The sequence below is a fragment of the Streptomyces kebangsaanensis genome (genome assembly GCF_001906585.1).
Lineage (GTDB): Bacteria > Actinomycetota > Actinomycetes > Streptomycetales > Streptomycetaceae > Streptomyces > Streptomyces kebangsaanensis.
Map to the genome: position 1 here is coordinate 292,113 of NZ_JUJA01000167.1, position 9,982 is coordinate 302,094.

12 protein-coding genes and 1 pseudogene are annotated in these 9,982 nt (G+C 72.7%); 2 read left to right on the forward strand and 11 right to left on the reverse strand.

Annotated elements, in window-relative coordinates; translation table 11 throughout:
• Together RH94_RS45745 and hisI are read right to left on the reverse strand one after the other, a co-directional pair.
• Positions 1 to 236, reverse strand: a pseudogene (locus tag RH94_RS45745) (anthranilate synthase component I); the annotation flags it as partial.
• An 11-nt stretch (positions 237 to 247) separates the two neighbouring features.
• Positions 248 to 739, reverse strand: a complete 492-nt coding sequence (gene hisI, locus RH94_RS36125; RefSeq protein WP_234426282.1) for a phosphoribosyl-AMP cyclohydrolase — start codon at positions 737 to 739, stop codon at positions 248 to 250.
• 83 nt (positions 740 to 822) lie between these two features.
• Here hisI and RH94_RS36130 point away from each other — a divergent pair, with 83 nt between their 5' ends.
• Complete coding sequence (locus RH94_RS36130; RefSeq protein ID WP_073952511.1) at positions 823 to 1,458, forward strand: TIGR03085 family metal-binding protein; 636 nt, start codon at positions 823 to 825, stop codon at positions 1,456 to 1,458.
• Between the two features lie 194 nt (positions 1,459 to 1,652).
• Here the strand turns inward: RH94_RS36130 and RH94_RS36135 are convergent, their stop codons facing one another.
• Genes RH94_RS36135 through hisD form a run of 9 tightly spaced genes read right to left on the reverse strand, consistent with a single transcriptional unit; the run spans position 1,653 to position 8,655 of the window.
• Positions 1,653 to 2,912 carry an MFS transporter gene (locus tag RH94_RS36135; RefSeq protein ID WP_073952643.1) on the reverse strand — a complete coding sequence of 420 codons (1,260 nt, stop codon included), beginning with the start codon at positions 2,910 to 2,912 and terminating at the stop codon, positions 1,653 to 1,655.
• A 26-nt stretch (positions 2,913 to 2,938) separates the two neighbouring features.
• Positions 2,939 to 3,694, reverse strand: a complete 756-nt coding sequence (gene hisF / locus RH94_RS36140; protein WP_073952512.1) for an imidazole glycerol phosphate synthase subunit HisF — start codon at positions 3,692 to 3,694, stop codon at positions 2,939 to 2,941.
• The gene (locus RH94_RS36145) at positions 3,691 to 4,095 is read right to left on the reverse strand and encodes a RidA family protein (protein WP_073952513.1); all 405 of its coding nucleotides are present in this window, start codon (positions 4,093 to 4,095) and stop codon (positions 3,691 to 3,693) included. The genes hisF and RH94_RS36145 overlap by 4 nt, the downstream gene beginning before the upstream one ends.
• Positions 4,092 to 4,820, reverse strand: a complete 729-nt coding sequence (priA, locus tag RH94_RS36150) for a bifunctional 1-(5-phosphoribosyl)-5-((5-phosphoribosylamino)methylideneamino)imidazole-4-carboxamide isomerase/phosphoribosylanthranilate isomerase PriA (protein WP_073952514.1) — start codon at positions 4,818 to 4,820, stop codon at positions 4,092 to 4,094. Before priA ends, RH94_RS36145 begins: the two co-directional genes overlap by 4 nt.
• Positions 4,820 to 5,476, reverse strand: a complete 657-nt coding sequence (gene hisH / locus RH94_RS36155) for an imidazole glycerol phosphate synthase subunit HisH (RefSeq protein ID WP_073952515.1) — start codon at positions 5,474 to 5,476, stop codon at positions 4,820 to 4,822. The genes priA and hisH overlap by 1 nt, the downstream gene beginning before the upstream one ends.
• Positions 5,467 to 5,631, reverse strand: a complete 165-nt coding sequence (locus RH94_RS41665) for a hypothetical protein (protein WP_199881134.1) — start codon at positions 5,629 to 5,631, stop codon at positions 5,467 to 5,469. The genes hisH and RH94_RS41665 overlap by 10 nt, the downstream gene beginning before the upstream one ends.
• Positions 5,628 to 6,221: an imidazoleglycerol-phosphate dehydratase HisB gene (hisB, locus tag RH94_RS36160; RefSeq protein WP_073952516.1), complete on the reverse strand. Its 594-nt coding sequence runs from the start codon at positions 6,219 to 6,221 to the stop codon at positions 5,628 to 5,630. The genes RH94_RS41665 and hisB overlap by 4 nt, the downstream gene beginning before the upstream one ends.
• Entirely contained in the window at positions 6,218 to 7,333 is a 1,116-nt protein-coding gene (locus RH94_RS36165) for a histidinol-phosphate transaminase (RefSeq protein ID WP_073952517.1), read from the reverse strand. Before RH94_RS36165 ends, hisB begins: the two co-directional genes overlap by 4 nt.
• Positions 7,330 to 8,655, reverse strand: coding sequence for a histidinol dehydrogenase (gene hisD, locus RH94_RS36170; RefSeq protein ID WP_073952518.1), 1,326 nt, complete (start codon positions 8,653 to 8,655; stop codon positions 7,330 to 7,332). The genes RH94_RS36165 and hisD overlap by 4 nt, the downstream gene beginning before the upstream one ends.
• A 204-nt stretch (positions 8,656 to 8,859) precedes the next feature.
• Here hisD and RH94_RS36175 point away from each other — a divergent pair.
• Positions 8,860 to 9,982 (forward strand): oxidoreductase (locus RH94_RS36175; RefSeq protein ID WP_407697407.1); only part of this gene is annotated, 1,123 nt, incomplete at its 3' end.

Sequence of the window (9,982 nt, forward strand, 5' to 3'; positions counted from 1 at the left end):
AGCCAGTGGGCCTGGCCGCCGCGCTCGGTGAGGGTGGCGGCGCTGCGGACGCCGACGAAGGAGTACCGGGACCAGGAACGGCCGTTCTCGGCGGATTCCAGCAGGAAGGTGCCGGGGCGCTCGGCGGCGAGCTTGCGGTAGAGCGCGACGGGGGTGTCGCCGTCGGCGAGGAGCTTGCGGGTGACCGGGATGACGCGGCGGTCGCCGGCCAGCTTGCGGAACGTCTCGAGGTCCATGGCGGCCGACCCTACTGACCTTCGGCCCGTGCGCCGGAACCGGCGTCCTTCACGTCCTCGAGCAGGACGTCGGTGTCGAAGCAGGTGCGGTCGCCGGTGTGGCAGGCGGCTCCCACCTGGTCGACCTTGACCAGCACGGTGTCGGCGTCGCAGTCGAGGGCGACGGACTTGACGTACTGCACGTGCCCGGAGGTGTCGCCCTTGACCCAGTACTCCCGGCGGCTGCGCGACCAGTAGGTGCAGCGGCCGGTGGTCAGCGTGCGGTGCAGCGCCTCGTCGTCCATCCAGCCGAGCATCAGCACCTCGCCGGTGTCGTACTGCTGGGCGATCGCGGGCAGGAGCCCGTCGGCGCTGCGCTTGAGGCGCGCCGCGATCTCGGGGGCGAGGCTGCTGGCGGGAACACTGTGGCGCGATGGGGGTGCCCCCAGGTGTCCAGCACTGGGGGAGCCTCGATGAGGGGCGGTGGTCGGGTGACGGGCGGGCGTGCCGGGCGTGCTGGTCATGGGTGCCATTGTGCCGCGCGGGGCCGGCGGCGGGTCCGCGTCGTCCACTGTGCGGACTCGGTGCGTAGTCGTAGGCTTACCTCATGTCGACCTTTGCCAAGCGTGAACGGCTTCTGCTCGCCGACCTCTTGGAGACCGCCGGTCCGGATGCGCCCACCCTCTGCGAGGGCTGGCTCACCCGTGATCTCGCCGCGCACGTGGTGGTGCGCGAGCGGCGCCCCGACGCGGCCGGCGGCCAGATGATCAAGCAACTCGCGCCCCACCTGCGGAAGGTGATGGAGGAGTACACCGACAAGCCGTACGAGGAACTGCTCCAGCTGATCCGTACCGGCCCGCCGCGCTTCTCACCCTTCCAGCTCAAGCAGATCGACGAGGCGGCCAACACCGTCGAGTTCTACGTCCACTCGGAGGACGTGCGCCGCGCCCAGCCCGACTGGTCGCCGCGCGAGCTCGACCCGGTCTTCCAGGAGACCCTGTGGTCCCGTCTGGAGCGCACCGCCCGGCTGCTGGGCCGGGGCATCCCGACGGGCCTGGTCCTGCGCCGCCCCAACGGGGAGACGGCCGTCGCCCACCGGGGCACGCCGGTGGTGACGGTGACGGGCGAGCCGTCGGAGCTCCTGCTGTTCGCGTTCGGCCGGCAGAGCGCCGCCCGCGTCGAGACGGACGGCGACAAGGACGCGATCGCGAAGCTGTCGGAGACCAAGCAGCTGGGCCTCTGACCCGTCACCCGCGAGGCGGTGGTCAGCGGGGCAGTTCGACGCGCCGCGGGTCGCGGGCGGCCAGGACGACGACGCCCAGCCCGCTCGGTGGCGCGAAACCCAGGCTGACCGAACCGGCCACGGCAGCGACGCACCCGAAGCAGACCGGGCGGCCGGGCACTGCCGCAGCGCGCCGCCATACGCCGAGGCGGTGGTCAGCGGGGCAGTTCGACGCGCCGCAGGTCGCGGGCGGCCAGGACGACGACGCCGCCCAGCCCGCACACCACCGCGCTGACGGCGAACACCGGGCCGGTCCCCCAGACCCCGATCGCCGCGGCGGACAGCGGCATGCTCAGCGGCGTGAGGCCCAGGCTGACCAGACCGGACACGGCGGTGACCCGCCCGAGGTAGGCCGGGTCGGACTGGGTCTGCAGCAGCGCCCCGCACAGGGCGCCGCTGAGGCCGGTGAAAAGGCCGATCAGCACGGCCACCCCGGTGGCGGCGACGACGCTCGGGGCGTGGGCGAGGGCGCCGACGGCCACGGAGCCGGTGATGATCGCGTACCCGGCCACGTGTCCGGCGCGCGGCAGCCGGCCGCGCACGGTCAGCAGCAGTGAGGCCGCGCCCGCCCCGGTGCCGAACCCGGCCAGCGCCCAGCCCATGCCGGAGGCTCCCCAGCCGCGCTCGTCGGCCAGCAGGGCCAGGCCGACGTTGAGCGGGCCGACGAAGCCGAGGTCGCCGAGGGCGATGGCCAGCATCAGCGGGGCGAGGACGCGGTGGCGGCGGATGTAGCGCAGGCCGCCCACCAGGTCCCGCCAGGCGGTGGTGCCGCCGGCGTCCGCGGTGTCGTCCCGCGGCAGCTCCCGGATCCGTACGGAGACCAGCAGCGGCACGGACACGGCGATCAGCAGCCCGGCGAGCCCGAACGCCGCCGCCGCGCCCCCGAGCGCGACCCCGAGACCGCCGAGCGGCGCGCCGACGACGCTCGCGAACCGGATCGCCAGCCCGCGCATGCCCTGCACGCGCGCGAGTTGCCCATGGCTCGTCACGCGCGCGGGGAGGGCGCCCACGGCCGGCATGAACACGGCGTCGACGGTGCCGAAGACGAGGGCGAGCACGGCCAGCGGCCACAGCCCGGGGCCGGTCGCCCAGAGCAGCGCCGCCACCGCGAGCACGGCCGCGCACCGCACGACGTCGCTGCCGATGACGACCTTGCGCGGCCCGAGCCGGTCGGCGATCACTCCCCCGCCCAGCATGAGCAGGGCCCTGGGCAGCGCGCTGACCGCCATGACGACACCGGCCTGCGCGGGCGACCCCGCCCGGACCGCCGCCCAGGACAGGGCGATGTAGTAGATGTTGTCGCCGAGCATCGAGGCCGTGTAGGCGGCGAGCCACCGCAGGACGTTGCCGTCCCGGTGGGCGGGGCGTTCGGGCGCGGACGTGTCGGCGGGCACGGCGGACGTACCGGCGGACATGCCGTCGGACGCGGGGGGCACGGTGGTCAACGAACCGGGTGTCCCGCTTCCCGCAGGGTCTCCTTGACCTGTCCGATGCGCAGGTCACCGAAGTGGAACACCGAGGCGGCCAGCACCGCGTCCGCGCCCGCGGCGATCGCCGGCGGGAAGTCGGCCAGCCTGCCGGCGCCGCCCGAGGCGATCACCGGAACCGTGACGTGCTCGCGGACCGCGGCGATCATCTCCAGGTCGTAGCCGTCCTTGGTGCCGTCGGCGTCCATGGAGTTGAGCAGGATCTCGCCCGCGCCCAGCTCGGCCGCCCGGTGGGCCCACTCGACCGCGTCGATGCCGGTGCCGCGGCGGCCGCCGTGGGTGGTCACCTCGAAGCTCCCGGAGGGGGTCCGGCGGGCGTCGACCGACAGGACCAGCACCTGGCGGCCGAAGCGCTCGGCGATCTCCCGGATCAGGTCCGGGCGGGCGATCGCGGCCGTGTTGACGCCCACCTTGTCCGCGCCCGCCCGCAGCAGCTTGTCCACGTCCTCGGTCGTGCGGACACCGCCGCCGACCGTCAGCGGGATGAACACCTGTTCGGCGGTGCGGCGCACCACCTCGTACGTCGTCTCCCGGTTGCCCGAGGACGCGGTGATGTCCAGGAACGTCAGCTCGTCGGCGCCCTCGGCGTCGTACACCTTGGCCATCTCGACGGGGTCGCCCGCGTCCCGCAGGTTCTGGAAGTTGACGCCCTTGACGACCCGGCCGTTGTCCACGTCCAGGCAGGGGATGACTCGGACCGCCAGGGTCATGAATCCACGGCTCCTCTGTATGCCTCTACTTCGACTTCGACCAGGATGCGCGGATCGACGAAGCCCTCGACCACCAGCAGGGTCGAGACCGGACGCACCGAGTCGAACAGTTCCTTGTGGGCCCGGCCCACCTCGTCCACGTCCCGCAGGTGGGTCAGGTACATCCGGGTCCGGAGCACCGACTCGGGGCCGAGCCCGAACCGGGCGATCGCCTCCAGCGCGCTGGTGAACGCCACCTTCGCCTGCTCGTAGGGATCGCCCTCCCCGTACAGCACGTGTCCCTTGAAGGACGTCGTGCCGGCCACCAGGACACGGTCGCCCGCCGCGACGGCGCGCGCGAAACCGAAGGTCTCTTCCCAAGGACTTCCGCTCTGCACGCGCCGTACGGCATCGGACGTCATCGCGACACTGCCTCCAGGGCCTCTTCCAGGGTGAACGCCTTCGCGTAGAGGGCCTTCCCGACGATGGCGCCCTCGACACCGAGCGGCACGAGGCCGGCGATCGCACGGAGGTCGTCGAGCGAGGAGACGCCGCCGGAGGCCACCACCGGGCGGTCCGTCGCCGCGCACACGTTCTTCAGCAGCTCCAGGTTGGGGCCCTGCAGCGTGCCGTCCTTGGCGATGTCGGTGACGACGTAGCGCGCGCAGCCCTCCTTGTCCAGGCGCTCCAGCGTCTCGTACAGGTCGCCGCCGTCGCGGGTCCAGCCGCGGCCGCGCAGGGTGGTGCCCCGTACGTCCAGGCCGACCGCGATCTTGTCACCGTGCTCGGCGATGACCTTGGCGACCCACTCGGGGGTCTCCAGCGCGGCCGTGCCCAGGTTCACGCGCGTGCACCCGGTGGCCAGGGCGGCGGCGAGCGTGTCGTCGTCGCGGATGCCGCCGGACAGCTCCACCTTGATGTCCATCGCCTTCGCGACCTCGGCGATCAGCTCGCGGTTGTCGCCGGTGCCGAACGCGGCGTCGAGGTCGACCAGGTGCAGCCACTCGGCGCCCGAGCGCTGCCAGGTCAGGGCGGCCTCGAGGGGGGAGCCGTAGGAGGTCTCGGTCCCGGACTCGCCGTGCACGAGGCGGACGGCCTGGCCGTCGCGGACGTCGACGGCGGGGAGGAGTTCGAGCTTCGAAGCCATCAGAGGGTTCCGATCCAGTTGTTCAGCAGCTGCGCTCCGGCGTCGCCGGACTTCTCGGGGTGGAACTGCGTGGCCCACAGGGCGTCGTTCTCCACGGCGGCCACGAAGGGCTTGCCGTGGGTGGTCCAGGTGACCTTGGGGGCGCGCAGCACCGGGTTGTTCGTCTCCAGCCGCCAGTCGTGGACGGCGTAGGAGTGCACGAAGTAGAAGCGGGCGTCCGCGTCCAGGCCGGCGAACAGCTCCGAGCCGGCCGGCGCCTGGACGGTGTTCCAGCCCATGTGGGGCACGACGTCCGCCTGGAGCGGCTCGACCGTGCCGGGCCACTCGTCCAGGCCCTCGGCCTCCACCCCGTGCTCGATGCCGCGCGCGAAGAGGATCTGCATGCCGACGCAGATGCCCATCACCGGGCGCCCGCCGGCCAGCCGGCGCTCGATGACCCAGTCGCCGCGCGCCTCCTTCAGTCCCCGCATGCAGGCGGCGAAGGCGCCCACGCCCGGCACCAGCAGGCCGTCGGCGTTCATCGCCCTGTCGTAGTCACGGGTGATCTCGACCTCGGCCCCCGCGCGCGCGAGGGCCCGCTCGGCCGAGCGCACGTTGCCGAAGCCGTAGTCGAAGACGACGACCTTCCTGGCCGTGCCGGGAACGCTCAATTCCACACCTCCAGCCGCATCACGCCCGAGACGAGGCACAGTGCCGCGCCGATGGACAGCAGCACGACGAGGCTCTTGGGCATCTGCTGCTTGACGAAGGAGATGATGCCGCCGACCAGGAACAGGCCGACGACGATCAGCAGGGTCGACAGACCGGTCACAGCGCGCCCTTCGTGGACGGGATGATGCCCGCCGCGCGCGGGTCGCGCTCGGACGCGTACCGCAGGGCCCGGGCCAGCGCCTTGAACTGGCACTCCACGATGTGGTGCGCGTTGCGCCCGTAGGGCACGTGCACGTGCAGCGCGACCTGGGCCTGGGCGACGAAGGACTCCAGGATGTGCCGGGTCATCGTGGTGTCGTACTCGCCGATCATCGGCGCCATGTTCTCGGGCTCGGTGTGCACGAGGTAGGGACGGCCGGACAGGTCGACGGTGACCTGGGCGAGGGACTCGTCCAGCGGGACCGTGCAGTTGCCGAAGCGGTAGATGCCCGCCTTGTCGCCGAGGGCCTGCTTGAAGGCGGCGCCGAGCGCGAGGGCGGTGTCCTCGATGGTGTGGTGGGAGTCGATGTGCAGGTCGCCGTCGGTCTTCACGGTCAGGTCGAACAGACCGTGCCGGCCGATCTGGTCGAGCATGTGGTCGTAGAAGCCGACTCCGGTGGCGATGTCGGTCCTGCCGGTGCCGTCCAGGTCGATCTCGACGAGGACCGAGGTCTCCTTGGTGGTGCGCTCCACGCGCCCGACGCGGTTCATCCGCTCTGCTCCTGTTCCTTCTTCAGTTCACGAACCGCGTCGAGGAACGCGTCGTTCTCCGCCGGCGTCCCGGCGGTGACCCGCAGCCACCCCGGTACGCCGTTGTCACGGACCAGGACGCCCCGGTCCAGGATCCTCTGCCAGGCGGTGTGGGAGTCCTCGAACCGCCCGAACTGGATGAAGTTGGCGTCCGACGCCGTCACCTCGTAGCCGGTCGCGCGCAGTTCGGCGACCAGCCGGTCACGCTCGGACTTCAGCTGCTCGACGTAACCGAGCAGGGTGTCGGTGTGTTCCAGGGCGGCCAGCGCCGTCGCCTGCGTGATCGCCGACAGGTGGTACGGCAGCCGGACCAGCTGCACGGCGTCCACGACCGCCGGGTGCGCGGCGAGGTAGCCCAGGCGCAGCCCGGCGGCGCCGAACGCCTTCGACATGGTGCGCGAGACGACGAGGTTCGGCCGCCCCTCCAGCAGCGGCAGCAGCGAGGCGCCGTGGCTGAACTCGACGTACGCCTCGTCCACGATCACCATGGACGGCTTCGCCGCCTGCGCGGCCTCGTACAGCGCGAGCACCGTCTCGCGCGGGACCGCGTTACCGGTGGGGTTGTTGGGGGTGGTGACGAAGACGACGTCCGGGCGGTGCTCGGCGATCGCCTTCTCGGCGGCGGCGAGGTCGATCGTGAAGTCCTCGCCGCGCGGCCCGGAGATCCAGCCCGTGCCCGTGCCGCGCGCGATGAGCGCGTGCATGGAGTACGACGGCTCGAAGCCGATCGCGGTGCGGCCCGGCCCGCCGAAGGTCTGCAGCAGCTGCTGGATGACCTCGTTGGAGCCGTTGGCCGCCCAGACGTTGTCGACGCCGACCGGGTGCCCGGAACTCTTCGTCAGGTACCGGGCGAGTTCAGTACGCAGTTCCACCGCGTCCCGGTCCGGATAACGGTTCAGGTTCCGGGCCGAGTCACGCACCCGCTCGGCGATCCGCTCGACCAGCGGCTCGGGCAGCGGGTAGGGGTTCTCGTTCGTGTTCAGCCGTACCGGGACGTCCAGCTGGGGCGCGCCGTAGGGGGTCTTGCCGCGCAGCTCGTCCCGGACGGGGAGATCGTCGATTCCGAAGCTCACTTGCTCGTCGGTACCTTCCACCCGAACCTCGCCTTGATCGCCGCGCCGTGCGCGGGCAGGTCCTCCGCCTCGGCCAGCGTCACCACGTGGTGGGCGACCTCGGCGAGGGCGTCCTCGGTGTAGTCCACGATGTGGATGCCGCGCAGGAAGGACTGCACGGACAGGCCCGAGGAGTGGCAGGCGCAGCCGCCGGTCGGCAGGACGTGGTTGGATCCGGCCGCGTAGTCGCCGAGGGAGACCGGCGCCCAGGGGCCGATGAAGATCGCGCCGGCGTTGCGCACCCGGTCGGCGACCGCGGCGGCGTCGGCGGTCTGGATCTCCAGGTGCTCGGCGCCGTAGGCGTCGACCACGCGCAGACCCTCGTCCAGGCCGTCGACCAGGACGATCGCGGACTGCCTGCCGGACAGGGCCGGGCGGATCCGGTCCTCGACGTGCTTGGTCGCCGCGACCTGCGGCTCCAGCTCCTTCTCGACCGCGTCGGCGAGCTCCGCGGAGTCGGTGACCAGGACGGCGGCGGCCAGCGGGTCGTGCTCGGCCTGGCTGATCAGGTCGGAGGCGACGTGGACGGGGTCGGCCGTGGCGTCGGCGAGGATCGCGATCTCGGTGGGGCCGGCCTCGGCGTCGATGCCGATCCGGCCGGTGAAGTGGCGCTTGGCGGCGGCGACCCAGATGTTGCCGGGGCCGGTGACCATGTTGGCTGGCGGGCAGGACTCGGTGCCGTACGCGAACATCGCGACGGCCTGGGCGCCACCGGCCGCGTACACCTCGTCCACGCCGAGCAGGGCGCAGGCGGCGAGGATCGTCGGGTGCGGCAGGCCGTCGAACCCGGCCTGCGGCGGGGAGGCGAGCGCGATCGACTCGACGCCGGCCTCCTGGGCGGGCACGGCGTTCATGACCACGGAGGACGGGTAGACCGACCGGCCGCCCGGCGCGTACAGCCCCACGCGCTCGACCGGCACCCACTTCTCGGTCACCGAGCCGCCGGGCACCACCTGGGTGGTGTGCGTGGTGCGGCGCTGCTCGCGGTGGACGAGCCGGGCGCGCCGGATGGACTCCTCCAGGGCGGCGCGCACGGCCGGGTCCAGCCGCTCCAGCGCGTCCTCGAGGGCCCGGGCCGGGACCCGCACCGAATCCAGCCGTACGCCGTCGAACTTCTCGGCGAAGTCGATCAGTGCCGCGTCGCCACGATGATGCACGGCCTCGCAGATCGGGCGCACCTTCTCCAGGGCGGCCGATACGTCGAAGTCGGCCCGGGGCAGCAGGTCACGCAGGGCGGGGCCCTCGGGAAGGGCGTCGCCGCGCAGATCGATTCGGGAGATCACGGTTCCAATTCTCTCAGACGGCGCACCGGCCCCGTCCGCCCGTATCAGTGGCTGATACGGAACCCCGCGGCTTCCGGACTCCGACCTCGCGCGGCCCTCACGGAAAAAGGCTCGTCACTGTTCGCGTTCAGGCCGTCACACAACGGGCATGACCCGTTGTACGCATCGCAGAACCCACGAGTAGCCGGGGAAGGAGGGAAGGCCGTGACCGAGGGGACCGGCATCCGCGCCGGGGGCCCGCCCGGGGACCTGACCACCACCGAGGCGGGGATGTGGCAGGCCTTCCGCAACGGGAGCGTGTACGACCTGCGCAGCGGGGACGCCGCGGTCGACGACCCGCACGGCGGCCTGCCGTGGGGACCCGAGCGGACCGTACGCGCGCGTGTCGTCTGCCGGCTGCTGCTGGACGGCCCGCCCGCGCTCGCCGGGCGCGTGTCGTCCCTGAAGCTGACCGGCCTGCGGATCGCGGGCACCCTGGACCTCGCCGGGGGCACGGTGGTGCCGTACGTGGAGATGAGGGGCTGCCGGTTCGAGCGGGAGGTCCTCCTGCCGGAGGCCCGCCTCACGACCGTACGGCTGGTGGACTGCTCGGCGCCGCGGCTGGAGGCGGCCCGTGCGCACATCGAGGGCGACCTGCACCTGTCGCGCTGCCGGTTCCCGGGCGGGATTCGGCTCACCGACGCGCAGATCGGCACGGACCTGCTGCTCAGCCAGGCGGTCGTGCACCAGGACCGCACCGGCCGCTCGATCGCCGCCGACGGCATGACGGTCGGCCAGGACCTCCAGGCGGAGCTGCTGCAGGCGCACGGCGAGTTCAGTCTGCGCAGCGCGAAGATCGGCGTGTCGCTCAGCCTGCGCGGGGCGCGGCTGGCGGGCGAGCAGGGGCCGGCGGGCGCGCGGGCGCGGTTCGCGCTGAACGCGCCCCGGCTGACCGTCGAGCGCACCCTGTACCTCACCCCGGCGGGCCTGGGCAGTCCGCTGAGCGGCGTGACCCCCGCGCGCGGGACGCGGATCCAGCCCTTCGAGTGCCGGGGCGGGGTGCGCCTGGACGACGGGCGGTTCGGGGACGCGGTCGACCTGGAGCGGGCCCGGTTCTCCTTCACCGACGAGCAGGAGCTGTCGCTGCGCCGGGTGCAGACGCCCGAGCTGCGCTTCCTCGGGGAGAAGCCGCCGCGCGGCAAGGTGGTGCTGTCCGGGGCGCGGATCGTCACCCTGGTCGACCGGGCGAGCAGCTGGCCCGGCCCGGGCCGCCTGCACATGAGCGGCTTCGCCTACGAGAACCTGGTGCCGCGGGGCCCGTTCCCGCTGACCGAGCGCCTGGACTGGC

What these genes read in the sequence shown, in the direction of transcription:
- hisI (WP_234426282.1), bottom strand. Translation starts at nt 739, where the DNA reads ATGACCAGCACGCCCGGCACGCCCGCCCGTCACCCGACCACCGCCCCT.
- RH94_RS36130 (WP_073952511.1), top strand. Translation starts at nt 823, where the DNA reads ATGTCGACCTTTGCCAAGCGTGAACGGCTTCTGCTCGCCGACCTCTTG.
- RH94_RS36135 (WP_073952643.1), bottom strand. Translation starts at nt 2,912, where the DNA reads ATGTCCGCCGGTACGTCCGCCGTGCCCGCCGACACGTCCGCGCCCGAA.
- hisF (WP_073952512.1), bottom strand. Translation starts at nt 3,694, where the DNA reads ATGACCCTGGCGGTCCGAGTCATCCCCTGCCTGGACGTGGACAACGGC.
- RH94_RS36145 (WP_073952513.1), bottom strand. Translation starts at nt 4,095, where the DNA reads ATGACGTCCGATGCCGTACGGCGCGTGCAGAGCGGAAGTCCTTGGGAA.
- priA (WP_073952514.1), bottom strand. Translation starts at nt 4,820, where the DNA reads ATGGCTTCGAAGCTCGAACTCCTCCCCGCCGTCGACGTCCGCGACGGC.
- hisB (WP_073952516.1), bottom strand. Translation starts at nt 6,221, where the DNA reads ATGAACCGCGTCGGGCGCGTGGAGCGCACCACCAAGGAGACCTCGGTC.